The 25367-nt window shown below is 61.5% G+C and carries 16 protein-coding genes; 13 read left to right on the forward strand and 3 right to left on the reverse strand.

Translation table 11 applies throughout. The annotated features are described in order from the left end of the window. Positions 1–732: 732 nt before the first annotated feature. Positions 733–1407, forward strand: a complete 675-nt coding sequence (locus tag H7C18_RS16195) for a tetratricopeptide repeat protein (RefSeq protein ID WP_185130125.1) — start codon at positions 733–735, stop codon at positions 1405–1407. 254 nt (positions 1408–1661) lie between these two features. Here the strand turns inward: H7C18_RS16195 and H7C18_RS16200 are convergent, their stop codons facing one another. Then, complete coding sequence (locus H7C18_RS16200; protein WP_185130126.1) at positions 1662–1853, reverse strand: hypothetical protein; 192 nt, start codon at positions 1851–1853, stop codon at positions 1662–1664. A 258-nt stretch (positions 1854–2111) separates the two neighbouring features. Between H7C18_RS16200 and H7C18_RS35150 the strand changes: the two genes are divergently transcribed. Beyond that, positions 2112–3365 (forward strand): RluA family pseudouridine synthase, encoded by a 1254-nt coding sequence (locus H7C18_RS35150; protein WP_238357735.1) that lies wholly within the window; start codon positions 2112–2114, stop codon positions 3363–3365. Between the two features lie 31 nt (positions 3366–3396). Here the strand turns inward: H7C18_RS35150 and H7C18_RS16210 are convergent, their stop codons facing one another. Then, positions 3397–3789: a PilZ domain-containing protein gene (locus tag H7C18_RS16210; RefSeq protein WP_185130127.1), complete on the reverse strand. Its 393-nt coding sequence runs from the start codon at positions 3787–3789 to the stop codon at positions 3397–3399. 184 nt (positions 3790–3973) lie between these two features. Here H7C18_RS16210 and H7C18_RS16215 point away from each other — a divergent pair, with 184 nt between their 5' ends. The 10 genes from H7C18_RS16215 to H7C18_RS16260 all read left to right on the forward strand — a co-directional run bounded on the left by H7C18_RS16215 (position 3974) and on the right by H7C18_RS16260 (position 18764). Continuing rightward, the gene (locus H7C18_RS16215; protein ID WP_185130128.1) at positions 3974–4561 is read left to right on the forward strand and encodes a TetR/AcrR family transcriptional regulator; all 588 of its coding nucleotides are present in this window, start codon (positions 3974–3976) and stop codon (positions 4559–4561) included. 76 nt (positions 4562–4637) lie between these two features. After that, positions 4638–6776 carry a YhgE/Pip domain-containing protein gene (locus H7C18_RS16220; protein WP_185130129.1) on the forward strand — a complete coding sequence of 713 codons (2139 nt, stop codon included), beginning with the start codon at positions 4638–4640 and terminating at the stop codon, positions 6774–6776. Positions 6777–7373: 597 nt separating this feature from the next. Next, positions 7374–8267 carry a carbohydrate ABC transporter permease gene (locus H7C18_RS16225; RefSeq protein ID WP_185130130.1) on the forward strand — a complete coding sequence of 298 codons (894 nt, stop codon included), beginning with the start codon at positions 7374–7376 and terminating at the stop codon, positions 8265–8267. Next, on the forward strand, positions 8264–9094 hold the full coding sequence (locus tag H7C18_RS16230; protein ID WP_185130131.1) for a carbohydrate ABC transporter permease: 831 nt from the start codon (positions 8264–8266) through the stop codon (positions 9092–9094). Before H7C18_RS16225 ends, H7C18_RS16230 begins: the two co-directional genes overlap by 4 nt. A 43-nt stretch (positions 9095–9137) precedes the next feature. Next, on the forward strand, positions 9138–10517 hold the full coding sequence (locus H7C18_RS16235; RefSeq protein WP_238357736.1) for an ABC transporter substrate-binding protein: 1380 nt from the start codon (positions 9138–9140) through the stop codon (positions 10515–10517). A gap of 199 nt (positions 10518–10716) precedes the next feature. Continuing rightward, positions 10717–11712, forward strand: a complete 996-nt coding sequence (locus tag H7C18_RS16240; RefSeq protein ID WP_185130132.1) for a mannonate dehydratase — start codon at positions 10717–10719, stop codon at positions 11710–11712. Between the two features lie 31 nt (positions 11713–11743). Next, positions 11744–13078, forward strand: a complete 1335-nt coding sequence (locus H7C18_RS16245; RefSeq protein WP_185130133.1) for an extracellular solute-binding protein — start codon at positions 11744–11746, stop codon at positions 13076–13078. 25 nt (positions 13079–13103) lie between these two features. Beyond that, positions 13104–14858 (forward strand): cache domain-containing sensor histidine kinase, encoded by a 1755-nt coding sequence (locus H7C18_RS16250; protein ID WP_185130134.1) that lies wholly within the window; start codon positions 13104–13106, stop codon positions 14856–14858. Continuing rightward, positions 14855–16414, forward strand: coding sequence for a response regulator transcription factor (locus tag H7C18_RS16255; protein ID WP_185130135.1), 1560 nt, complete (start codon positions 14855–14857; stop codon positions 16412–16414). Before H7C18_RS16250 ends, H7C18_RS16255 begins: the two co-directional genes overlap by 4 nt. Positions 16415–16535: 121 nt before the next feature. After that, the gene (locus H7C18_RS16260) at positions 16536–18764 is read left to right on the forward strand and encodes an Ig-like domain-containing protein (protein ID WP_185130136.1); all 2229 of its coding nucleotides are present in this window, start codon (positions 16536–16538) and stop codon (positions 18762–18764) included. Positions 18765–18939: 175 nt separating this feature from the next. Here the strand turns inward: H7C18_RS16260 and H7C18_RS16265 are convergent, their stop codons facing one another. Beyond that, on the reverse strand, positions 18940–20256 hold the full coding sequence (locus H7C18_RS16265) for a stalk domain-containing protein (RefSeq protein WP_185130137.1): 1317 nt from the start codon (positions 20254–20256) through the stop codon (positions 18940–18942). A 326-nt stretch (positions 20257–20582) separates the two neighbouring features. Between H7C18_RS16265 and gltB the strand changes: the two genes are divergently transcribed. Then, on the forward strand, positions 20583–25187 hold the full coding sequence (gene gltB / locus H7C18_RS16270) for a glutamate synthase large subunit (RefSeq protein ID WP_185130138.1): 4605 nt from the start codon (positions 20583–20585) through the stop codon (positions 25185–25187). Positions 25188–25367 lie beyond the last annotated feature (180 nt).

A 25367-nucleotide genomic window follows, 5' to 3' on the forward strand; every position in this document is an offset into this window, starting at 1 on the left:
GGCGTTCTTTTTGTCCATCCATTCGCATGAATTCCTGCAAAAATGCAGGCATTTTCCGGAGAAACGGCCTCCATGAGGGAAATTCCTGCAATTCTGCAGGTATTTGCGGGCGGAATGCCTTGTTTTGGGCTGAACAGCGAAAAAAACTGCACATTTGCAGGAATTCCACGCCGCCAGACCACGAATGGCATTCAAAACTGTAATTTTGCATCTTTTTCAAAGTAAGAAGCACCGCACAACCCCGCAGATCTTCGCACGTCCCTCCGACCCGCCCAATACAGTCCCGCATCTCGCATGCGGCTTCTCGCTTGTCGGCTTTCAGCTCGCCTCCCGCCTTCGCACCTCGCATGCGGCTACTCTTTCACCGGCTATTGCTTCGCCCTCCCGCCTTAGCACCTCACTTACAGCTTCTCGTTTAAGTCGGCTTCGCCTCGCCCTCCACCCCCGCACCTCGCATGCGGCTACTCTTTCGCCGGCTATTGCTTCGCCCTCCCGCCTAAGAACCTCACTTACAGCTTCTCGTTTAAGTCGGCTTCGCCTCGCCCTCCCACCCCCGCACCTCGCTTGCGTCTTCTCGTTTGTCGGCTTCCGCCTCGCCTGCTGCTTGCGCACCCCGCCGGTCGGATGTCGCCTCGGTTCGGCCTTCTGTGGTATGATCGGAAAAGGAAATGTTTTTCCATACCGTACGGAAACGCCGTCTGGAGGAGAAGCGGAAGAAGGGGGAGGTTCGCCGTGAAGCTGTTTTTCCTGTTCGGCTTGTTATGGTGGCTGCTGGGCAATCCGTTCCTGGCGCTGATCGTGCTGCTGGTGGTGCTTTATTTCCTGGAGAGAAGATTCATCGGGCTCTCGCCCAGCCTCGTTCGTCCGTTCCGGCGCCGCAGCTCGATCGCCAAGTGGCGGCGTCAGCTGCAGGTGAATCCGCATGACGTGTCGGCGCGCGCGGAGCTGGTACGCCTGCTGATCGAAAGCAAAAAATATAAGGAAGCGATGGAGGAGCTCCGGACGATGGGCGACCGGATGGAGCATTCGGCCGAATACTGGAGCGATCTGGGGCTGTGCGAATTGGCGCTCGGCCGCCGCGAGGAAGGGGAACAGGCGATGCTGAAGGCACTGGAGATCAGCCCCCGCGTCAAGTACGGCCTGCCTTATCTGCGGCTCGGCGAGGCGTTCGCCAAGACGGATGCGGCCAAAGCGCTGGACTACTTGCAGCGGTTTCGGGACATTCAATCGTCTTCCTGCGAAGCTTATTACCGGCTTGGAAGCATTTATCGCGAGATGGGGCAGCCGGACCGGGCGAAGGAAGCGGATCGGGAATGCGCGCAGATCTACCGATCCCTGCCGCGCTACATGAAGCGCCGCGAACGGAAATGGGCGCTGCTCAGCTCGTTTCGCTCGCGAGGCGGCTGACTTCGGCTTGAGGGGGCGTCCAGATCGGCAGAGATTTGCACTCTAGCGGCGAAGATTCGTCTCCTCCCGGACCGGGAAGGCAGCCGTTCGAGCTCGCCAGATTCGCGTCGCTAGCGGCGGCAGGAGCTAGCAACCGATCGGAGACCTGCCTTAACCAACGCCAAAAGGAGAGTCCGCCGCTCGTGGACTCTCCCTTTTTTCGCCGAAACGAAATATCTTGAAAGACACCTTGCGCGTCGAATAAAATTTCGAAGTCAGTCTTCCGAGTCTTCGGCTTCCTCTTCGTCCGCTTCCGCGGACGCCTCAGACTCTTCCGAAGCCGCTACTTCTTCCTCGGAAGCTTCGGGAGCTTCCGTCTGCGCCGCCGCTACTTCCGCTTCGGCGGGCTCTTCGGGGGTCACGTCTTCCGCTTGCTCTTCCACGATCAGATCTTCATTCTCATCCATGGCCATTCCTCCTAATTTTTTATAGAGGGGACAACCCCCTAAGATCAAATTATCATGTTCGCCAGCAAGTGGAAACGGTGTTATTTTAGGGTATTTTGTAAGGTTTCATCGAATCGGACATTTGTAAGACAAACGTAACAATCCGGGCGGAATCCGACAATTCGCGACTCTGCCGCGGGGCGTGTTACGCATGGATTTGACAAGCGAAGAAAGGCGTCGTATATTGTGGGGCGAAGCTGAGAACGGGGTGGTTCGGGCATGAGAGGAAACGGACGGAATCGGCCGCAGCGCGGCGAAGCGAAGGGACGGGGCGAGCGTCCGCGCGCGGATTCCGGCGGCAGGCGCGGCGAACGGCCGGGCATGGGCGGCGGCAAAGGCAGAGGCGGAAGCGGAAGCGGCCGGCCCGCGGCAAGAAGCGGCAGAGGCGGGAGCGAACGGCCAGCGGCGAGAGGCGGTAGAGACGGCGACCGGCACGTGCCCAAAAGCGGCGGAAGCTTCGGAAGCGATCGATCGGCGCGCAAGGAAGGCGGAGCTCCGGGAAGCCGGCGCGGCACGCCGGCAGCGGCCGCAAGGGATGTCCGCGGAGCGTCGGCGGCTTCCGGCGCGGCTCCGGGAAGGGGCGCCGTGCGGATCGAGCCGCTCAAGCCGGGCCGCCGCAAAGGCGAATGGATGGAGATTCGCCTGCCGGATTCGCTGGCAGGGGCGCCGCCGCAGAAAGTCATGCAGCATACGCCGCTGGCTCCGAAGCTGGCCGCCAAGCTGATGCAGACGAAAGGGCTGGCGCTTCAGGGCTCCTTGCTGAGGCTGAAGCTGTTTCCGCAGGAGCCGCGCGATTTTCCGGCGGATTGGATGGAACTGAACGTGCTTTACGAGGACGATTTCACGCTGGTCGTCCACAAGCCGGCCGGCATCGAGGTTCATCCGAGCGAAAAAGGACAGCGGAAGACGCTGGCCCACGCGGTATCTTCCTATTACGAGACGACGGGCCAGGAGCTGCGCATCCGGCATATCCACCGCATCGACAAGGAGACGACTGGGCCGGTTCTTTACGCCAAGAACGAATTTGCCCACTATCAGTACGACAAGGAGATGCGCGAGAAAAAAATCGAGCGCATTTACCTTGCGCTGGCCGAAGGGGCGCTTCCCAAGGATAAAGGGACGATCGACCTGCCGATCGGCCAGGATCGCCACCATTCGACCCGGCGCCGCGTCAGCGAGACGGGCGATCCGGCGGTCACGCATTACGAAGTCGTGGAACGGTTCGCGGACCATACGCTCGTCCGGCTGCGGCTGGAGACGGGACGCACGCATCAGATTCGCGTTCACCTGGCGGCGATCGGACATCCGCTGGCCGGAGACGGTCTGTACGGAGGAAAGAGAGGGCTCATCTCCCGGCAGGCGCTCCACGGCGAGCAGCTTCGCTGGCATCATCCGTGGACGAACGAGCCGATGAGCGTTCGCGCGCCGCTGCCGGACGATTTCCGGGAAGCGCTCGAGAGGCTCCGCGAGTAGGAAGGGACAAGCTTCAGGCGGAGCGCCGGGTTCACAGCTCCATCGTATTCTGCAGCTCGGCGGCTTCATGCCGCTTCTGCCGGGCGTACGCCTTCAGCTCGCCCGTGATCTCGTACGGCTGATCTTCGTCGAACCGGATGCCGTACCGGAACCCGTGCGCTCTTTGCTCCTGCCACAGGATCGTTCCCCGCATCTCGATCGGGCCGGTCAATTCGAAATCGAGAACGACCTGGCATTCATGGGACACAGCGTGAAAATTGAGCGCGGACTCCAGCTTGCAGCCGTTCGGGCTGAGGTCAAGCAGCTCCGCTTGTCCCGGCCGGCTGTCCAGATGGTTATGGTTTATCGCGGTTAAGCGGATCAGGCAGGAAATGGCGGGTTCGAATGCATAGCGAAAAGGTTCGTGACGTCGGGAAACCGTCATGGGCGTTCAACCTCCGAGAGAACGGGAATCGGATATTTGTCTTTTTCCGATCATGATAACATGGAGCTTCTGAACAAATACTGAAAAGCCGGCTTGCATCCTTGGAAAGGCTATGTTACGCTGGGTTCGGAACGAATTGACCGGTTCGTTATTTTGGTCAGTTTTTGTAGGAGGAGGACAGGCGATGGCGGAACGCAAGCCTATCGACCGCCGCCGGCAGGTGACGGAAGCGGCGTCCCGTTCGTTCGAGACGTTCGGCTACAAGGGCACGACGATGGACCAGGTGGCGAAGCTGGCACGCGTCGGCAAGGGCACGATCTACACGTTCTACGCCAACAAAGAAGAGCTGTTCGAAGAGATTCTGACGGCGCTGATCCGGGAATTGCGCGTCGTGGCGGACGAGACGCTGGATCCGTCGCTTTCTTTTGCCGACAACTTGATGAACGTTCTGCACCGGGTGCTCGACTACCGGGAGCGCCACGCGCTGGCCGCCAAGCTGTCGCAGGAAGTGCGGGATATCGGCACCCCGATGGCCAAGGAAGGGCTGGAGCGGGTCGAGAAAGCGATCGTCGCCTACATCGCCCGTCACGTGAACGATGCGGCGGACAAGGGAGAGATTCGGCCGTGCGATCCGAAGATGACGGCGTATTTGATGCTGAAGATGTATCTCGCGCTGACGGCGGAGGGCCCGCATTGGCTGAAGCCGCTGAGCCGGGAAGACGTGCTGTCGAACTTCCGGATGATGTGCATCGAAGGGTTGGCCCACCGCTGACGCTTTCTTTTTTTGTTGAAAACTGACCGAATGAGGAAAATGGTCATTTCGTATTTGTCGAGGAGAGTGGAGAGTCATGAGAGGCAATCGGGCGCAAGGGGACGGAGTCGTCCGCGGCGAATTCCGCAGGCTGACCGGCAGCAGGATGGCGATGCTGTCGATGGTCGGCCTGATGGTCATTCCGCTGCTGTACAGCGGCATGCTGATCGGAGCGTTCTGGGATCCGTACGGCAAGCTGGACCGGCTTCCGGTCGCCGTCGTGAACGAAGACGCCGGTGCGTCGATGGAGGGGCGCGAGCTGCACGTCGGCAGCGATCTGGTCGATCAGCTGAAGAACGGTTCGGACTTCAAATGGTCGTTTACGGACGAGAAGGAAGCGATGGACGGGCTGAAGGACCACCGCTATTCGATGGCGTTCGTCATTCCGGCGAATTTCTCGAAGCAGGCGACGACGCTGCGGGACGAAGATCCGCAGCCGGCGCAAATCGAATATTACGTGGACGACGGCTACAATTACTTATCCTCGCGGATCGGGGCGGACGCGGCGGAGTCGCTGCGGACCGAAGTGGGCCGCGAGGTGACGAAGGCGTACGCTTCGGCGGTATTCTCTTCCGTCGGCGAGGCGGCCGAAGGCTTCAAGGACGCGGCCGGCGGCGCGAGCAAGCTGGCGGACGGCGCCAAGGAAGCCGAAGCGGGGGCGCAGCGGCTTCACGACAATCTCGCCAAGCTGTCCGGCGGCGCGCTGGAGCTGAAGCAGGGCCTCGGCAAGCTGACGGACGGCGCGGCGAAGGTGGCGAGCGGCGCGAACGCGGTAGCCGGCGGCGGAGCGACGCTGTCGGCCGGGCTGGGGCAGTTGACGGCGGGAAGCGTCCAGCTTCAGAGCGGCGTCGCCCAGGCGGCGGACGCGTCCGGGCAGTTGAAGGCCGGCGCGGACAGCCTGGCTGCCGGCGGGCGGAAGCTGGCCGACGCGGCGGACGCGGCGAAGGCCGGCAGCGAGAGCGTGGCCGACGGCGCGGATCAACTCGCCGCCGGGCTGCGCCAGTATGCCGAGGCGCACGGCGGCCTGGCGGACGACGCCGCGTTCCGGCAGCTGCTGGCGGCCGCGGATTCGGTCGCGGCGGGAGCCGGGCAGCTGCGGCAGGGCGCCGGAACGCTGGCGGACAGCGCGGATCAGCTCGCCGCGGGGCAAAGCCGGCTGGCTCAAAGCGCGGCGGACTGGCAGGCAGGCGCGGCGAAGCTGAAGCAGGGTGCCGACGCTTTGGCCGGCAAGCTGAAGGAGGCGGCCGGCGGGGCGGACGCGCTGGCGGACGGCGCGCGGCAAGTGGCGGACGGAGCGAAGTCGCTGCAGACCGGGCTCGGAGACGCGAGCGGCGGGCTGCAGACGGTCGCCGAGGGCTCGAAGGAATTGACCGACGGCTCGCAGTCGCTGGCCGGGGGCGTGTCCGGGCTGCTGAGCGGCTCGGAGGAGCTGGCCGGCAAGCTCGGAGACGCGTCGCAGCAAGCTTCGGAGCTGCAAGGAACCGACAAGCAGGCCGGCATGTTCGCCGACCCGGTGTCCGTCTCCGAGCACAAGCTGGCGAACGTGCCGAACTACGGCACGGGCATGACGCCGTACTTCCTCTCGCTCGGCCTGTACGTGGGCGTGCTCATGTCGACCGTCATTCTCCCGCTGCGCGACGCGGCGGGAACGGTCCGCGGCGGCTTCCGGTGGTACTTGTCCAAGCTGCTGCTGTTCGCGCCGATCGTCCTGCTGCAAACGGTGCTTGCGGATACGGTGCTGATCGCGGGACTGGGACTGCAGGTGCCGAACGTTCCGCTGTTCTACGCCGTCAGCGCCGCGATCGGGCTGACGTTCATGACCATCGTGCAGTTTCTGTCCACGCTGGCGGATACGATCGGACGCTTCGTCGCCGTCGTGCTGCTGACGCTCCAACTGGCCTCCAGCGCCGGCACCTATCCGGCGGAGCTGCTCCCGACTTGGCTTCAGCGGATCGGCGAATGGATGCCGATGACGCACGCGATCCGCGCCGTGCGCTACACGCTGACCGGCGGCGAAGCTTCGAGCGTCGGGCATGAGCTGCTTCTGCTGGCGGCGTACGCCGCGCCGTTCGTCGCGCTGACGCTGCTCCTGTTCCGGGCGCGGAGCCGCCGGGCCGACCGCTTCCGCCCGCACGATCCGGGAACGCGCGGAGAGAGCTTGGCGGCGAACGCGTAACGACAAGCGAACACATCGCCGGCCTTTTTTGGCATTGGCGCATTCCGCCGACAAGTAAGCTTGTCATCGATCGATCGTCTGTCCGAGGTTCAAAACCTGCAAATCTGCAGGTATTTGCTCTTAAGACGAACGCCGAATGCACGAAGCCTGCAAAAGTGCAGTTTTTTGGCGGCGATCGGCGGATCGGAGCGGGGAAGCGGGAGAAAACCTGCACAAATGCAGGCATTTGATAAAAAAGCGGCAAAATCGCTTCGAATTCCTGCACATTTGCAGTTTTTGCCCTGCCGGCGGTGACGATATCGGCCGGGGCTAGCCGGAAGCCGTCTTGCCGCTCCGCCTTCGCTCCCTCGTCGCCCCCGCAGCCTAGCCGGAAGCCGTCTCGCCGCCCCGCCTTCGCTCCCTCGTCGCCCTCGCAGCCTAGCCGGAAGCCGTCTTGCCGTCCCGCCTTCGCCTTCTCATCGCCCCCGGGCCCGCCAGCCCGGCCAACGCCGTAAAAAATTCTACCCTTCACCCGGTTTTTTTCACCTGCCCAAAGAAAACGTTCTCTTTTATAGTTAGGGCTACCGGGCAAGCAACCGGCCGAGAGGGGAGAGATTTATGGCTCAAAGAGGGAGGAATGTAGCGGGATACGTGTTCATATCCCCCTGGCTGATCGGCTTTCTTCTGCTGACGCTGTGGCCGATCGCCCAATCGTTCTATCTGTCGTTCACCGACTATTCGATGCTGGCGGATCCGGTATGGACGGGACTCGCCAACTACCGGCATATGTTCGGCGACGACGACTCGTTCACCAAGTCGCTCAAAGTCACGTTTACGTTCGTGCTGTTCTCCGTGCCGCTCAAGCTCTTTTTCTCGCTCATGGTCGCCATGCTGCTCGCCAAAAATCTGCGCGGGATGAACGTTTACCGGACGCTGATTTACTTTCCGTCCCTGATCGGCGGCAGCATCGCCGTCTCCGTGCTCTGGCGGAACATGTTCGGGGCCGACGGCTACATCAACGCGATTCTGGCCTGGTTCGGCATCGCCGGCAAGGGCTGGATTTCGAGCCCGGATACGGCGCTCGGCACGCTGATTCTGCTGAACACGTGGCAGTTCGGCTCGACGATGGTCATCTTCCTGGCCGGTCTGAAGCAAGTCCCGCAGGAGCTGTACGAGGCGGCGGCGGTGGACGGGGCCGGGAGCTTCCGCAGGTTTTTCCGCATCACGCTGCCGATGCTGTCGCCCGTCATGTTCTTTAACCTGGTGCTCGGCATCATCAACTCGTTCCAGATGTTTACCGCCGCCTTCGTCATTACGAAAGGGGGGCCGGTGCAGTCCACTTACGTCTATGCGATGTTCCTCTACGAAAAGGCGTTCAAGCACTTCCAGATGGGTTATGCTTCCGCGCTGGCCTGGGTTCTGCTGGCGATCGTGGCGGCCTTGACGGCCATTAACTTCCTTGTGTCGCGCTACTGGGTGTTCTATGAGGCGGAAGGAGGGAGAGAGGGATGACGGTACGCCGATCGAAATGGGTCGTCCACCTGGTTCTGATCGTCTTCTCGCTCCTCATGATTTATCCGGTCATCTGGTGGCTGGGCGCTTCGCTCAAGCCGCTGGACGAGATGAGGCTGCCCGCGATTTGGCCGTCGAAGCCGATGTGGAGCAACTACTCGGACGGATGGCATTTCTCGGACCAGTATTCGTTCGCCCACTTTTTCTCCAATACGCTGTTGATGGAAGTCGGAAACGTGTTCGGCAGCGTTCTGACGGCCGCGCTCGTCGCCTACGGCTTCGCCCGGCTGAACTTCAAGCTGCGGGGAATGTGGTTCGGGATCCTGCTGCTCACGATGATGCTGCCGACGCAGGTGACGATCATTCCGCAGTATATTCTGTACAATTCCGTCGGCCTGGTGAACAGCTACGTGCCTTTGGTGCTTCCTCATTTTTTCGGCGGCGGCGCCTTCTTCATCTTCCTGATCGTGCAGTTCATCCGCGGCATCCCTCGCGACCTGGACGAGGCGGCGACGATCGACGGCGCTTCGGTGTACGGAATCTTTTGGCGGGTCGTGCTGCCGCTGGTCAAGCCGGCGCTCGTCACGGTCGCGATCTTCACCTTCATCTGGAGCTGGGACGATTTTTTCGCGCAAATCCTGTATCTCAGCTCCGTGGAAAAGTTCACCGTGGCGCTGGCGCTCCGCATGTTTATCGACCAGTTCGAGATCCAGTGGGGGCAGCTGCTCGCGATGTCGCTGTTGTCCGTCGTCCCTTCCGCTTTGATGTTTTTCTTCGCGCAGAAGCATTTCGTCTCGGGAATCGCCACGACCGGCTTGAAAGGTTAGCTTGATCTCAAACGATCGAAATGACGAGAGGAGAAGAAAAGACATGATGATGCGAAAAGGCTCCAAGTTTTGGGCGCTGCTCGCCTTCGCCGCGCTGTTGACGCTGGCGGGATGCGGCGGAAGCGGCGGGAATGGCGGCAACGGAGGCAACGCAGGAAGCGGAAACGCGTCGCCCTCCGCCTCGCCGTCCGGCGGCAGTTCGGAAGCGCCGAGCAGCGGGGACGGGAAAGCGCCCGCGGCTTCCGTCAAGCTCGGCATCATGTGGTGGGGGGCGGACGACCGCCATGAAGCGACGCTCAAAGCGCTCGACCTTTACTCCAAGCAGCATCCGGGCACGACGTTCGCGCCGGATTACATGGCCTGGGACGGCTACTGGCAGAAGCTTCCCGCCCTCGCGGCGTCCAAGACGGTGCCCGACATTCTTCAGATGGACGCGGCCTATATTCAGGATTACGTTGCCAAAGGCGTATTGGAGGACCTGTCCGATCTCGACTTGGGGGGCATCGTGGATCCGGCGGTGATCGACAACCTGAAGATCGACGGCAAGCTGTACGGCATTCCGCTCAGCCAGAACGCGCAGGGTATCGCCTTCAACAAACCCGCGTTGGAAGCGGCCGGCATCTCGCTGCCGCAGAAAAACTGGACGTGGGACGACTACTTCGCGTTCGCCCGGGAAGCGAGACAGAAGCTGCCGAAGGGCAAATACGGCATCGGCGATGCGAGCAGCGCATGGGACTGGTACAACTGGTATCAGACCGGCAACGGCGGCAAGCCGCTCATGGGCGACAACGGCAAGACGTTCACGCTGGATAAGGATCTGTTCGTCAAGTACCAGCAGACTTTCGCGGATTTGCGCAAGGAACAAGCCGTGCCTCCGCCCGACAAGTCGCTCTCGTTCGTCGAGAACGATCCGAGCGCCGACCCGATGGCCAGCGGCGTCGTGATGACCCGCGGCGCGACGACCGGGTCCGTCGCCGCCCTGTACACGCTGATGCCCGACCAGGTGGACGTCGTCGGCATTCCGACCGGCCCGGCCGGAGGCGGATGGGCGCAGTCGACGATCTTCCTCAGCGTCAGCGCCAATTCTCAGCATAAGGAGGAAGCCAAGGCGTTCCTAAAATGGTTCATCACCGATCCGGATGCCGGCCAGACGCTCAAGATGACGCGAGGCATTCCGATCAATCCGGACATTTTCAAGCAGCTGGAGCCGACGATGGAGCCGAAGGACCTGATCGGCAAAAAAATCTACGACATGTCCGTGGAGAAGGCGCTGCCGTTCTACTCGATCGCGCAAGGCTTCACGGAGTGGGTCGATACGTACAAGTCGACGATGGAAGGGGTCATGTTCGGCCAAACGTCGATCGAGGACGCATACGACAAGCTCAATAAGCTCGGACAGCAAATCGCGGCGAAAAACGCGTAAGGCATTCGAGGGTTTGCTGCCGGAGCGGTTCGTTCTGGCAGCTTTCGTTCTTCGCTCGGCCGGAGCCCATTTGTACTGCTCGGGGACACAGCGGCACACGAAGCCGCAATCGGCCCTGGCGAGCCCGCCGCCCGGAGGGCGTAGCGGCACCATGATATCGGCGCGAAACCGTTCGCGCATCTAAAAAGGAGGAATTCGAATGCTGCTGGCCGAATTTTTTCCGTCAAAGCCTACGCGGTTGTGGCACTTGGCCCGGCAAATGGGAATCGCCCACGCGGTCGGCCCGCTCGCCTGGGAGGAGAAAGCCGGCAAGGCGTGGGACTTCGTTCCGCTGCTTCAGATGAAGCAGCGGTTCGAGAACTTCGGTCTCTCGCTGCAGGTCATCGAATCGATGCCGCCAAGCAACCGCATCAAGCTGGGGACGGAAGGGCGGGACGAAGAGATCGATGCGTTCAAAAGTCTGATCGTAAATATGGGCGCGGCCGGAATCCCGGTGCTGTGCTACAACTTCATGGCCGAGTTCGGCTGGTTCCGCACCTCGACCTCGATTCGAACGCGCGGAGGGGCGCTCGTATCCGGCTACGATCACGCGCTCATGATGGATGCGCCGCTCACCGATGCCGGCATCGTCCCGGAGGATCGGCTGTGGACCAATCTGGAATATTTTCTGAAGCAGATCGTTCCGGTCGCGGAGAAAGCCCGCGTCAAGCTGGCGCTCCATCCCGACGATCCCCCGATCTCGCCGATCCGGGGCGTCTCGCGGATCCTTCGCAACGCCGATGCTCTGCAGCGGGCGATCGACCTGGTGCCCAGCGAATATAACGGCGTCACCTTGTGCCAGGGCACGCTGTCGACGGCGGGAGACGACATCCCTGCCGCCATCCGCCGGTTCGCCGGGCAGGGCAAGCTGTTTTTCGTCCATTTTCGCGATGTGCGCGGGACGCCGGACCGATTCGAGGAGACGTTCCACGACGACGGCCAGACGGACATGTGGGAGGCCATGAAGACCTATCGCGAAGTCGGTTTCGAAGGACCGGCGCGGCCGGACCACGTGCCGACGATGGAAGGGGAGAGCAACGAGAACCCCGGCTACGAGCTGCTGGGCCGTCTGTTCGGCGTCGGCTATATCAAAGGTCTGATGGAAGCCGCGGTACGATCGGCGGATTGTCCCCAACCCGTCCCGCATATAAAATGAAAATGAACTTTCTCGCGGGAGGTTCTGGACTATGGCAACGAGGCGTGGAGCGACGATCGTCATCCTCATTCTCATGTCGGGGCTGCTCGCGGCGCTGGCGGCAGGCTGCGGAATCGGGACGTACACGCCCCCGCAGCCTGCCGGAGGGCGACAGCAAACCGTTCGCCTGACGCTCCTGCACAATTGGACCGGCCAGGACGCGAAGGCGATCGCGATGAGACGCATCCTCAACGAATTCCGGACCGCCCATCCCGACGTGCGGCTCGAAGACGTCGGTCTGCCGACCGACGTGCTCAAGGTCCGGCTGCGGACGCTTGCCGCGGCGGACGAAATGCCGGACCTGTTCGTCATGTGGCCGGGGTCGATGACGACAGATTTCGTAAAGGGGGGCTTGCTGCAGCCGGTAAACGACTTGCTGGACGGCAAGCCCGAATGGCGGGACCGATTCATCCCGCACGCCTTCGACGGGTTTACCGTGAACGGCGGCATTTACAGCGTTCCGATGAATCTCGCGCCGACGTCCATTCTTTACTACAATCAAGAGCTGTTCGATCGATACGGCGTGAAGGTGCCCGAGACCTGGGAGGAGATGCAGACGGCCGTTCGCATCTTCAACGAGCATCGAATCATCCCGATCGCGCTGGGGAACAAGGCGAACTGGGTCGTGCAGTCTACGATCTTCAGCACCCTGGCCGACCGGGTCACCGGTTCCGACTGGTTTATGAAAGCGGTTAACCAGAAGGGAGCCCGCTTTACCGACCCTCCGTTCATCGATGCGCTGAAGCTGCTGCAAAATTTCGGCAAGACCGGGGCTTTTCCCGCCGATTTCAATCTGCTCGACGATTATCAGATGATGCAATTGTTCTTTGACGGAAAAGCGGCGATGTTCTTCAACGGCGGGTGGGCGACTTCCTACATCGTCCAGAACATGCCGAAGGAGGCACTCGCGCATACGCACGTCGGAATCATGCCCTCGATCGCGGGCGGCAAGGGCGAAGCCCGCTCCGTCTCCGGCGTCGTCGGCACGGGGCTGGGCGTAAACAAGAGGCTGGAAGGCGCCGAACGAGAAGCGGCGCTCGACCTGTTCTACGCCCTTTCCGGGCCGGAAGGCCAGAAGGCGACGCTGGACAGCAGCACGTTGACCAGCTACGACCTGGAGCCCGACCGGACGAAGGCCAATCCGCTGTTTCTCGAACTCTACGATCTGATCGGCAGCGTCAAGCTCAGCCCCGTATACGACGTCAGCCTCAGCTTGTCCGCGACGGAGGCGATCAACAGCGGGCTTCAGGAAGTTCTGCTCGGCGGCAACGTCTACAAGATCGCCCAGCAGCTGCAGGACACCCAAGCGGCAGCCATGAGCAAGTAACGCGCGGCGGAAGGGGGGCGGGCAGATGCGATGGATTGCGGCTTCGCTGCAGCGGAAGCTGTCGCTGCTCATGCTGGCGTCGACCTTGCTTCCGCTTGCGCTGCTGGGCGTTTTTACGTACAAGGTCTCGACCGACGTGACGGAACAGAAGCTGCTGCAATCCGGCGTCGATACGCTTGGGCAGATGCAGGGGAAGCTTCGCTTCGTCATATCCGACATCGAGAGCCTGTCGATTACGCTGATCGGCCAGAGCGACATCCAGCTCTATTTGAGCACCACGGCGGTAAACGAGCAGGTGAAGACGCGCATCCTCAGCTTCATGAGCGACCTGACCAGCTCCAAGAACTATATCTCCAACATCGCGATCTACCCCAAGCAATTCAACCCGCCGTTGTCCACGACCAACGTCTACGAATCGACGCTCGATCGGCAAGTCGACCTTGCCAAGGTCAAAGAAAAAAGGTGGACCGGCTTGTACGACATGACCGACTTCGCCGGAACGCACCGCGTCCTGTCGCTCATCCGCCCGATGCGCAGCATCTATACGCTGGAACCGATCGGCTGGCTGATCGTCAGCGTGGACGAGTCGGCGATCGCCGACATCTGGTCGGAAGTCGGCTTCGGGGAAGGCAAGGGGCGCGTGCTGCTCCTCGGCGGGGACGGCAGCGTTCTGTCGTCCACGGAGAGAGCCTGGCTCGCCCGCCCGGTCGAGGAGCTGTTCCCCGACATTCCCTGGAAAGCAGACGGAGCCTCGAATTACAGCCGATTCCGGTACGGGAAAGGCAGCGGCGCCATGAACGCGATCGTCTATCCGGAGCCTTCCACCGGCTGGACGCTGATGGGCCTGACGCCCGAAAGTCTGAACCGGTCGCAGAACCGATATATTTTGCAATTGTCGGCGGCGGCGGTCGTGATCTCGATCGTCATGAACGCGGGGCTGATCCTGTTCGTCATCCAGCGCGTCACGAATCCGCTCAAGGTGCTGGCCCGCTTACTGAGCAAGATCAATCCCGACGAGCCGGTGCCGGTGTACCATCCGTCGTCGAGCGACGAGATCGGCCAACTGAGCAAAAGCTACAACAAGCTGGGCTCGCACATCAAGCAATTGAAAGAGCAGCTCATCCGCGACGAGACCCGGAAGAAGGAGGCGGACATCCGGGCGCTGCAGGCGCAGATCAACCCCCATTTTCTGTACAACACGCTTTCTTCCGTTCATTGGATGGCGCTCATGTCCGAGGAAAAGCGTATCGCCGAGATGGTCGGGGCGCTCAGCGACTTCCTTCAGTTCAGCCTGAACAAAGGCAACGACTATTGCCCCGTCCGCCAGGAATTCGCGCACATCCGCAACTACGCCCAAATCCAGGCGCTCCGCTATCCGGGACAATTCGAAGTCGAATGCATCGTCGATCCGGAGCTGTCGGACAAATACATGCTGAAGCTGCTGCTGCAGCCCCTGCTGGAAAACGCGATGATCCACGGCATTCTCAAAAAGGGAGAACAAGGAACGATTGCCGTCTATTTGGAGCAAAGGGGCGGCGACATGCATTTTCTCGTCCTCGACGACGGCATCGGCATGACCGGGGAACGGCTGCGGCAGCTGCGGGACAGCTTGGCCGAACCCGAGCTTCCCGAACATGCCGCAGCCGGCTACGGCTTGCGCAACGTCAACGAGCGGCTGCGGCTCCATTACGGTCCACGGTCGTGCCTTCGCATCGACAGCAGGCCGGGGGCCGGCACCCGTATCTCCTTTTCCATTCCGATCTTGGAGGGACCCGCATGAAGCTGATGATCGTGGACGACGAAGTCATCATTCGAACGGGTTTGGCTACCGTTATCGATTGGCGGGAGATGGGCATCTCCCTGCTGCCGCCCGCGGGTTCGGCGGAAGAAGCGCTGGCGCGTCTTCCCGAAGAGCGCCCCGACATTCTGCTGACCGACATCCGCATGACGGGCAAAACCGGGCTGGAACTGGCGGAGGAAGCGGCCCGCATGCTCCCCCGGCTCGAGGTGGTCATCCTTTCGGGATACGACGACTTTATCTATACGCAGCAGGCGATCCGGCAGAACGTGAGCGATTACTTGCTGAAGTCGAGCCGGCCGGAAGAGATTATCAAGACGATGCTGAAGGTGAAAAAAAAGGCCGAGGAGCGGCGCGTGACGCTGACTGGGGAAGAGAGGCGCAGGCGCGAGGAATCGATGCGGCGGTTTCGGAGGTGGGTCGAGGAAGGGATTCCGGACGCCGGGGAGCGCGTCGAGCTGCCCGGCGATAGGGCGCTTCCCTTCGGGGAGGAAGCCGGCCTTGGCGGAGCGTGGACCGTCGCCCTGATCGCCGCCGGCGGATGGGGAGCATCGGTCAAGGAAGCGTCGCTTTTGCTGTTTGCGGTCGACAATGCGCTGAAGGACACGCTGCCGTGCGTCAGCTTCGCGCAGGACGGCCGGATCGCGGCGGCTCTGCGCTCGGATGCCGGCAGCCCATGCGCCGAGGCGTACCGGGCGGCGTTCGCGAAAATCGAGCGGGTGCTCAAGTGCAAGCTGACGGTCGTCTTCGGCACGGAGGCCAAGCATCCGCGCGAGCTCCATGCCTCTTATGCGGCGGCCGATGAAGCGTTCGGGTTTAAGCCGCTGATGAAGCCGGCCGTCTGGAGCTTCGACGACGTTCGCCATCGCCAAGGCGGCCAATCGGTCTGCACGGCCGAGGAGGAGAAGGAGCTGTCGTCCCTGCTGCTCGAGAACGACCCGATGCGCCTGAAAGCATGGGCGCAGACGTATGCGAGAGCTCTTGCCGAAGATGCGGAGGCGACGCCGGCCACGTTCGAAGCCGCCCTGCAATCCGTCGTCATCGCCGCCCATCGCTGGCTCGACCGCGCGCTGGCCGCGACGGGCCGCGACTCCGCCCAGGAAGCGCGGCCCGCGATGCCGGCCGGCAAGCTGGGGACGGCGCCGGGCGAGCTGCTGTTCCAGCATTTGTACGGCATCATGGAGCTGTATCACGGGAAGCTCGCGGGCGGACAGGCGTCGCATGTGCGCAGAGCGCTCGCTTATATAGAAGAGATGCTCGGAGAAGACGTTCGGCTTCGGCAGATCGCCAGCCGCGTGCACCTGCATCCGAGCCATCTGAGCGATTTGTTCAAGAAGGAGACGGGCATGCGGTTCGTCGATTACGTGACGAAGAAGAAGATGGAGCGCGCGGCCGACATCCTGCTGTCGTCCCCCGCGAAGATCAGCGAAGTGGCCGGCATGGTCGGCTTCGGGGACGTGAAGTATTTCGGCCAGATGTTCAAGAAATACGCGGGCAAGACGCCGAGCGAATACCGGGAGCGCGGCTTGGCTCCCTGAATACCTAGGACGAAAGTTTGCGACTAACGTCCCGATTTTGTCGAAATTGGTTCATTTTTCCCGCGTTTCGACCGTTATAAGTGGTGTATGGAATTTTTGCTTTAGGAGGATACGCCACACGATGAGAAACGACACGATTCAGGTCAGCCGGCGGAAGCGGCCATACGGCCGACCGGTTCTGTTCCGGCTGCTGGCCGCCTTGCTGCTCGCCGCACTGTTCTGGGGACAAGCGAGCGGTCTTGCGCACGCGGAGGATACGGTTACGGGCGTCGAACTGTCGCCGATCGACGACAAGACGGTATACGTCAACGACGATTCGATCGCTTTGACTTTATGGGCCACGATCAGCGGCTCTTCGAGCAAGAAGGATGTCACTTCCGTCGCGACCTGGACATCGTCCAATTCGGCGGTCAGCGTAAGCGGCGGCGTCGTCACGGCCACGGCCAGCGCCGCCAACGCGGTCATTACGGGCAAGTACGGCGGCTACACGGCCACCGTAGCCTTAAACGCCGCCTATCGATACAAGTCGGTCGAGATTCGTCAGAACGACGCGGCGGTCGACTCCAAAATGGACATCAAGCTGGGCGACACGATCGTATTCACGGCCGAAGGAATCCCGACGACGGGCACCGGGGTCAACGTAACCGACGACGCCGCGTGGACCACGTCGAATTCGAGCGTGGCGACCGTGGACGGCGGGGAAGTTACGCTGGTCGCGTCCGGCACGGCGACGATTACGGTGTCCTACCTCGGACGGACCGATTCCGTCGCGCTGACGGTCGCCTCTCCTTATAAGAGCCTGAGCATCGATCAGACCGGTCCGATCGAGAAGAACGTCGACGACGACGCGATCAAGCTGACCGCGACCGCCCAGTTGAAGACGGGCGGCACGGAGGACGTTACGAACAAAGTAACGTGGTCCAGCTCCAACTCGGGAGTTGCGACAGTGGACGAGGAAGGCTCCGTCTCCTTCGTCGGCGTCGGGACGGCGGACATTACCGCGACGTACTTGGGCGTGTCCGGCAAAGTCACGGTCGTCGTCCGGACGCCGAGCGAGGCGCTGCGCCTGTCGCAGGAGAAGACGCTGAAGCTGTCGCTTCAGGACGACAAGTTTGCGGTTAAGGCCAATGCCGTCAAGGATGCGTCCAGCTCGGAAGACGTTAGCTTGAAGGCGCAATGGACGTCGTCGGATCTGGTCGTCGCCACCGTCGGCATCGAGAACGGAACCGTCTACGTGACGCCCAAGAGCGCCGGCACGACGACGATCAAGGCGGAGTACAAAGGCCTGTCGCGTTCATTTACCCTCATCGTCTACCCTACGGTTACGTCGCTCAAGATCGACAAGGATAGCCTGGACGCGTTCGTGGACGAGACCGGCGCTTTTCCGTCGGTAACCGGCGAAGCGCTGTCCGGCGACACGGTCGATCTTACCGACAGCGTCACCTGGACGTCGAGCGACGATTCGATCGTCTCGATCGAGGACGGGCAGTGGAAAGCGGTCAAGACCGGCGCCGCGACGCTGAAGGCGACGCTGAAGAGCGGAGACGATACGCTTACCGCATCTTTCGATCTTCAAGTGAACAAGAAGGTTCATATGCTGTTGGCCGATACCGACAGCGTAAGCATCATTACCGGCCAGGAAGTCGCCTATCCGACGATCCATGTCGTTTATGAAGACGGGGACGAAGAGGACCTGACCGACAAGATCGAATGGACGTCCGGATCGGCCAACGTGCTGGTGAAGGATTCGACCCATACGTGGAAAGGGCTGGTCGCTTCCAAAGCGACGCTCACCGGCACTTACCTGAACGCGACCGTCAAAGTCAATGCGGTCGTGGAGGACGAATACATCGTCTATACGATCGATCCGGCTTCGATCGATCTGACGATCAAGAAGACCAAGTCGATCAAGGTGACCGGGAAAACCAAAGCCGGCAAGAAAGTGTCGCTCGGCTCGCGCATCGAATGGACGTCCTCGGACGAATCGGTCCTCACCGTGAACGGCGCCAGCGTCAAGTCGCTGGCGGAAGGCAGCGGCAAGCTGACCGCTACGTTCCAGGGCAAGACGCTGACCGTTCCGTTCACCGTCAAAGCGAAGCTGACGAAGCTTTCGGCGTCGAATCCGTCGCTGGAACTCGCTCCCGGAGCTTCCGCTGCGGTGAAGATTACGGCGCTGTACGAGAACGGCAAGACGGTGGACGTGACGAGCGCCGCGCTTTGGACCGCGACCAGCACCAAGGTGGCGACGGTCAGCGGCGGCGTCATCAAAGCCGTCGCCAAAGGCAGCACGACGCTCAAAGCGACATTTGACGGCAAAACGGTCACCGTTCGCGTGAAAGTAACCAAGTAGATCAGCCAGCCGTATACGAAAAACAACGAAGCCGGGACGCTTCCCGGCTCCGTTGTTTTTTTGTTTGGTTGGGAAATTCTATGATGGACTGGCTTTTTTGGGATTCATGTCGGGAGCTCCCCCAAAAGTAATCGGAATCGGCTTCGGAGCGCCACGTCACTTTTGGGGGATTCTTTTATGAATGGATGAATGCGGTATACAGTCTGCTGCGATAAACGACTTGATACTGAAGGCCTTCGGTCACGGCGGCGAGCGGCACGTACGTTTTCTCCGCCGATCCGACCTTCTGCAAGTAAGCGGGAGTCGCCAACGCCTTTGGCGTGCCGTTTACTTTCATCGTTTTGGCGCCGATCGCGATCGAGACCTCGTTTGCGCCCTTGCGGAACGTCGCCGTTCTCGTCTTGTTGTCCCACGTCAGCGTTGCGCGCGTTGCGGCGGCGATATCGCTGAGCGCAAGGAATGTCGTGCCGCTGCGAAGGACGGGCTTGTTCGCCGTCTTCAGCGGGCTTCCTTCTATATAAAGGGCGGGCGCCGCGGGAGCGGAACCGGTACCCTTCGAAGCGTAAGGGATCTGCGTATACCCGCCCCACAGCGAATCGGCGAAAGCTTCGGCGATCGCGGAGTAGCCCGCCTGGTTCGGGTGAACGTCCTTCGCGTCGAAGATATGGGTGTACGACAGCTCCTTGCCCGCGAACAGCTGCCGGACCGCCACGATGCCGACGTCGATATGCTCCTCGACCAGCTTCTCGGCCATTTTGTCCAGCCGGTCGGCCAAATCGTCGGTAACCTGGAGAAGGCGTTTGTACAGATCGGCGTTGTACTGCTCGGGTATCGGAAGATATTGGTCGGTCATCAGAATCTCGGCCTGCGGCGCCAGATCGTGAATGAGACGAACGGCTTGTTCCGCCTGATCTGCATAATTATTCAATTTGCCGTCCATATCCCGGTCCAGCGACGCGAGCGCGTCCGCCGTGCCGAGCGTCGACAGCTCCCGTATGTAATCGAGAAAATCGTTGCCGCCGATCGTCAGCGCGACCAGGTTCGCTTGGGCCAGCGCATCTCCGAGCTCGGCGGCGCGGGCGGCGGTCGTCTCCGCTTCGGCCCGAACGCGGGGATCGAAGCTAGAGAAATCCTGGATTTGCGCGGCGGTCATCGGCTTTTTGTCCTTGGTGCCCTGCAGGAAACGGTCCAATCCGTCGGTCGTCAGCCCCATGATCGCGAAGTTGGATTCCTCCGCCCTGCCGTGAAGAAGCGCCTGGTCGAGCAGCCGGTCCGCGTAGCCGTACAGATCGGACGGTTTGGTCGCTCCCGGCTCGTAGCCGACGCTGACGGAATCGCCCAGCACGACGATTCGATAAGGTTCGCCGGCAGCGGAAGGCGCGGCGGCGGTTTCCGCCGAGACCGGCCCGGCCCAGACGGAGCCGGCTCCGGTCCAGAGCAGAGCTCCCGCCACGGCGATCGTCCGGACGCGGCGCATTGCATGGCTCAGCATTTGTCGTTTTCCCCCGTTCTCCCGCGCGGCCGAAGCGAAACAAACGTTATCGGCGTCATAAAAATATTAAATTGCCATTCGTCGCGCGGTGATGTTAAAATAATATAACTACAAAAGTGAATAAATATGAAGCATTCCTATTGTATCAGACAATGCGCGCCATTCCCATCTCTCCTTGACTCCCCATTGGTTTGCGATTCAGGAAGATAACCCTGCGATTCTTTTCTGAATGGTTTCCCTTGGACGGCACGTAGGACGGTACGGCCGTTTCGTTCGGTTTCAAGGATTTTCCCTTCAAACTCTCCTTACAGAAAGGTTGCGTTTATATGAATCAGCTCTTTAACGGATTGCCCCCGAAGCAGGGCCTGTACGATCCGCAATTCGAGCGGGACGCTTGCGGCATGGGCTTCGTCGCCCATATCAAAGGCCGAAAGTCCCACGAGATTGTCGAACAGGCGCTTTCGCTCCTGATCAACATGGAGCATCGCGGCGGCCAGGGAAGCGAGCCGAACTCCGGGGACGGCGCGGGCATTCTGCTGCAGATTCCGCACGAATTTTTCCAGGCGGAGACGGCCAAGCTCGGCTTCAGCCTTCCTGAAGAAGGACAATATGCCGTCGGCATGACGTTCCTGACGCAGAACGACGCCCAGCGGGCCAAGCATGAAGAGATTTTCGCGGGCATCGTGGAAGAGGAAGGCTTGTCGCTCCTCGGCTGGCGGACCGTTCCGACGCGGGACGACATGCTCGGCATTTCGGCGAAGCGCGTCAAGCCGTTCGTCCGTCAGGCGTTCATCTCGCGTTCCACGGGACTGCGGGACGACATGGCGTACGAGCGCAAGCTGTACGTGATCCGCAAGCGCGCCGAGAAGGCGATCCGCTATTCCGGCATCGAAGGCGGCGAGACGTTCTATTTCACCAGCCTGTCGAGCAAGAAGATCATTTATAAAGGAATGCTGACGACGGAGCAGGTCGGCGAGTTCTACGGGGAGCTGCACGATCCTCGGCTTACGACGGGCATCGCGCTCGTTCACTCGCGCTTCTCGACGAACACGTTCCCGAGCTGGGAGCGCGCGCATCCGTTCCATTACATGATTCACAACGGCGAGATCAACACGCTCCGCGGCAACGAGAACTGGATGCACGCGCGCCAGACTCTGTTCGCTTCCGAGCTGTTCGGAGACGATCTCGAGAAGGTCAAGCCGGTCATCAACCATGACGGCTCCGACACCGGCAAGTTCGACAACACGTTCGAATTCATGTACCTGTCCGGCCGTTCCCTCGCTCACTGCGCCATGATGATGGTACCGGAGCCGTGGCAGAACGACGAGTATATGGACGACGACAAGAAAGCTTTCTACGAATACCACAGCACGCTGATGGAGCCGTGGGACGGCCCCGCCGCCATGGGCTTCACCGACGGCGTTCAGATCGGCGCCATTCTCGACCGCAACGGCTTGCGCCCGGCGCGCTACTACGTCACGAAGGACGACTTGATCATCATGGCGTCCGAAGCCGGGGTCATCGAGCTGCCGCCTGAGGACATCGTGCTCAAGGACCGGCTGCGTCCGGGCCGCATGCTGCTCGTCGACACGAAGGAAGGCCGGATCATCTCCGACGAAGAGGTGAAGAAGGCGATCGTCACCGAGCATCCGTACCGCGAATGGCTGAACGACCATCTGGTCGATCTGTCCGACCTGCCGGAAGCGACCGATCTGCCGGAGCCGGACCATGCGACGGTGCAGCAGCGCCAGCAGGCGTTCGGCTACACGTTCGAAGACATTCGCAAGATTATCGAGCCGATGGCGTCCAGCGGCGTCGAGCCGCTCGCTTCGATGGGCTACGACTCTCCGCTCGCGGTATTGTCCGAACGGCCGCAGCGGCTGTTCAACTATTTCAAGCAGCTGTTCGCGCAGGTGACCAACCCGCCGATCGACGCGATCCGCGAGGAGATCGTCACCTCCACGTACACGACGATCGGTCCGGAGCGCAACCTGCTCAATCCGGAACCGGAGAGCTGCCGGCACATCCGGCTCGCGTCGCCGATCGTGTCCAACGAGGACTTCGCGAAGCTGCGTCACGTTCACCGTCCCGGCTTCAAGTCGATCACGCTGCCGATCTTCTTCGATCCGCAGTCGGGCGAGGAAGGGCTGCGCGAGGCGCTCGAGACGTTGTGTTCGGCGGCCGACCGCGTCATCAAGCACGGCCATAACATTCTGATTCTGTCCGACCGCGGCATCGACGCGGACAACGCGGCGATTCCGTCGCTGCTGGCCGTCTCGGCGCTGCATCACCACCTGATCCGCCAAGGCACACGGACCAAGGTGAGCATTCTGCTCGAGTCCGGCGAGCCGCGCGAGGTGCATCACTTTGCTCTGCTGATCGGCTACGGCGTCAGCGCGGTCAATCCGTACCTGGCGTTCGAGACGCTGGACGACCTGATTCGCCAGGGCATGCTGAAGAGCGTCTCGCACGAGAAGGCGGTCAAGCATTATCTGAAGGCCGCGAACAAGGGCGTCGTCAAGGTGCTGTCCAAGATGGGCATCTCGACGATCCAGTCGTACCGCGGCGCGCAGATTTTCGAAGCGATCGGCTTGAAGACCGAAGTTATCGACAAGTATTTCACGTGGACGCCTTCGCGCATCGGCGGCGTCGGCCTGGACGTCATTGCGGAAGAGACGCTGAAGTCGCACAACCGCGCGTTCGAGAAGCAGGAAGGCGCGGTGCGCGAGCTGGACTCCGGCGGCGAATACCAATGGCGCAAGGACGGGGAGGACCATCTGTTCAACCCGAAGACGATCCACACGCTGCAGATGGCGACCCGTTCGAACGATTACGGCCTGTACAAGAAGTTCTCGGCGCTCGTTCAAGGCGAGTACGAGGAGATTCGCACGCTGCGTTCGCTGCTCGACTTCAAGTTCGATCAGCCTCCGGTGCCGATCGAAGAGGTCGAGCCGGTCGAAGCGATCTTCAAGCGGTTCAAGACGGGCGCGATGTCGTTCGGCTCGATCAGCAAGGAAGCGCACGAATCGCTGGCGATCGCGATGAACCGCATCGGCGGCAAGTCCAACTCCGGCGAAGGCGGGGAAGACCCGGCACGGTTCACGCCGGATGCGAACGGCGATCTGCGCCGCAGCGCGATCAAGCAGGTGGCGTCGGGACGCTTCGGCGTCACGAGCTATTACCTGGCCAATGCGGAAGAGATTCAGATCAAGATGGCGCAAGGCGCGAAGCCGGGCGAAGGCGGACAGCTGATGGGCCGCAAGGTGTACCCGTGGGTTGCCGAAGTTCGCGGAACGACGCCGGGCGTCGGCTTGATCTCGCCGCCTCCGCACCACGATATCTATTCGATCGAGGATCTGGCGGAGCTGATCCACGATCTGAAGAACGCGAACCGTCATGCGCGGATCAACGTCAAGCTCGTCTCCGAAGTCGGCGTCGGCACGATCGCGGCCGGCGTGGCGAAGGCTCGCGCCGACGTTATTCTCGTCAGCGGTTATGACGGAGGCACCGGCGCTTCCCCGATCGGCTCGATCCGCCATGCGGGCTTGCCTTGGGAGCTTGGCCTTGCCGAGACGCATCAGACGCTGATTCTGAACAACCTGCGGGACCGCGTCGTCGTCGAGACCGACGGCAAGATGATGACGGGCCGCGATATCGCGGTCGCCGCGCTGCTCGGAGCCGAGGAGTACGGCTTCTCGACCGCTCCGCTGGTCGTGCTCGGCTGCATCATGATGCGCGTCTGTCAGCTCGATACGTGCCCGGTCGGCGTCGCTACGCAAAATCCGGAGCTGCGCAAGAAGTTCATGGGCGATCCGGAATACGTCGTCAATTACATGCACTTCCTGGCGCAGGAGCTTCGCGAGATCATGGCGCAGCTCGGCTTCCGGTCGCTGGACGAGATGATCGGCCGCACGGACCGGCTCGACACGAAGAAGGCGATCTCGCACTTCAAGGCCGCCGGCGTCGACTTGACCGACCTGCTCTACCGGCCGGAGCTGCCGGAAGGCTCGGCACGCTACAACGTGAAGTCGCAGAACCACGGCCTGGAAGAGTCGCTCGACCTGCAATCGCTGCTGGCGGCGGCGGCTCCTGCGATCGAGCGCGGCGAACGGGTCGAAGGCTCGTTCCCGATCAAGAACACGAACCGCGTCGTCGGCACGATCGTCGGCCATGAAGTGACGAAGAGCCACGGCAAGGAAGGGCTGCCGGAGGATACGATTCGCTTCCACTTCACCGGAACGGCCGGAATGAGCTTCGGCGCCTTCGTGCCGAAGGGCATGACGCTGACGCTCGAAGGGGACGCGAACGACTACATCGGCAAAGGATTGTCCGGCGGCAAGATCGTCGTTTACCCGTCGCCGAAAGCAACGTTCAAGGCTGAGGACAACATTGTCGCCGGCAACACGGCGTTCTACGGCGCCACGAGCGGCGAAGCCTACATTCGCGGCATCGCCGGCGAGCGGTTCGCGGTGCGCAACAGCGGCGTGAACGTCGTCGTCGAAGGCGTCGGAGACCACGGCTGCGAATATATGACCGGCGGACGCGTCGTCGTCCTCGGCGTCACGGGACGCAACTTCGCGGCCGGCATGTCGGGCGGCATTGCTTACGTCATCGACTGGGACGGCAGCTTCGTAAGACGCTGCAACCTCGAGATGGTCGGCCTCGAGAGCCTCGAAGACGCGAGCGAAACGGCTGAAGTGCGCGGCATGATCGAGAAGCACGTGAAGTATACGAACAGCGAGCTCGGAGCCCGCGTGCTGGCCGAGTGGGATACGGTGCTTCCGAAGTTCGTCAAGGTTATTCCGAAAGACTACAAGCGGATGCTGGAACAGATCGCCAAAGTCGAAGCCCAAGGGCTTAGCGGCGAGAAGGCGCTGCTGGCCGCATTCGAGGCGAACATGCGCGACCTGTCCCGCGTCGGCGGCAACTGACGGGCACGACCGGAAACGGCTAAGCCCGCGAACGGAGTCCTTCCTTAGGGGAGGGTTTTGTTCGCGGGCTTTATTTTTTGTCCTGGTCCTAAGACCACGTGCCTGAACCAAAGGAAATCCGATGCAAGGATATCGTCCCGGTTTTCAATAAAATATTCCAAAACGAAGCGCGAAACTACC

This window comes from Cohnella zeiphila (assembly GCF_014212055.1).
GTDB lineage: Bacteria > Bacillota > Bacilli > Paenibacillales > Paenibacillaceae > Cohnella > Cohnella zeiphila.

What these genes read in the sequence shown, in the direction of transcription:
- H7C18_RS16220 (WP_185130129.1), top strand. Translation starts at nt 4,638, where the DNA reads ATGAGAGGCAATCGGGCGCAAGGGGACGGAGTCGTCCGCGGCGAATTC.
- H7C18_RS16260 (WP_185130136.1), top strand. Translation starts at nt 16,536, where the DNA reads ATGAGAAACGACACGATTCAGGTCAGCCGGCGGAAGCGGCCATACGGC.
- H7C18_RS16235 (WP_238357736.1), top strand. Translation starts at nt 9,138, where the DNA reads ATGATGATGCGAAAAGGCTCCAAGTTTTGGGCGCTGCTCGCCTTCGCC.
- H7C18_RS16215 (WP_185130128.1), top strand. Translation starts at nt 3,974, where the DNA reads ATGGCGGAACGCAAGCCTATCGACCGCCGCCGGCAGGTGACGGAAGCG.
- H7C18_RS16200 (WP_185130126.1), bottom strand. Translation starts at nt 1,853, where the DNA reads ATGGATGAGAATGAAGATCTGATCGTGGAAGAGCAAGCGGAAGACGTG.
- H7C18_RS16240 (WP_185130132.1), top strand. Translation starts at nt 10,717, where the DNA reads ATGCTGCTGGCCGAATTTTTTCCGTCAAAGCCTACGCGGTTGTGGCAC.
- H7C18_RS16250 (WP_185130134.1), top strand. Translation starts at nt 13,104, where the DNA reads ATGCGATGGATTGCGGCTTCGCTGCAGCGGAAGCTGTCGCTGCTCATG.
- H7C18_RS16245 (WP_185130133.1), top strand. Translation starts at nt 11,744, where the DNA reads ATGGCAACGAGGCGTGGAGCGACGATCGTCATCCTCATTCTCATGTCG.
- H7C18_RS16210 (WP_185130127.1), bottom strand. Translation starts at nt 3,789, where the DNA reads ATGACGGTTTCCCGACGTCACGAACCTTTTCGCTATGCATTCGAACCC.
- gltB (WP_185130138.1), top strand. Translation starts at nt 20,583, where the DNA reads ATGAATCAGCTCTTTAACGGATTGCCCCCGAAGCAGGGCCTGTACGAT.
- H7C18_RS35150 (WP_238357735.1), top strand. Translation starts at nt 2,112, where the DNA reads ATGAGAGGAAACGGACGGAATCGGCCGCAGCGCGGCGAAGCGAAGGGA.
- H7C18_RS16265 (WP_185130137.1), bottom strand. Translation starts at nt 20,256, where the DNA reads ATGCTGAGCCATGCAATGCGCCGCGTCCGGACGATCGCCGTGGCGGGA.
- H7C18_RS16230 (WP_185130131.1), top strand. Translation starts at nt 8,264, where the DNA reads ATGACGGTACGCCGATCGAAATGGGTCGTCCACCTGGTTCTGATCGTC.
- H7C18_RS16225 (WP_185130130.1), top strand. Translation starts at nt 7,374, where the DNA reads ATGGCTCAAAGAGGGAGGAATGTAGCGGGATACGTGTTCATATCCCCC.
- H7C18_RS16255 (WP_185130135.1), top strand. Translation starts at nt 14,855, where the DNA reads ATGAAGCTGATGATCGTGGACGACGAAGTCATCATTCGAACGGGTTTG.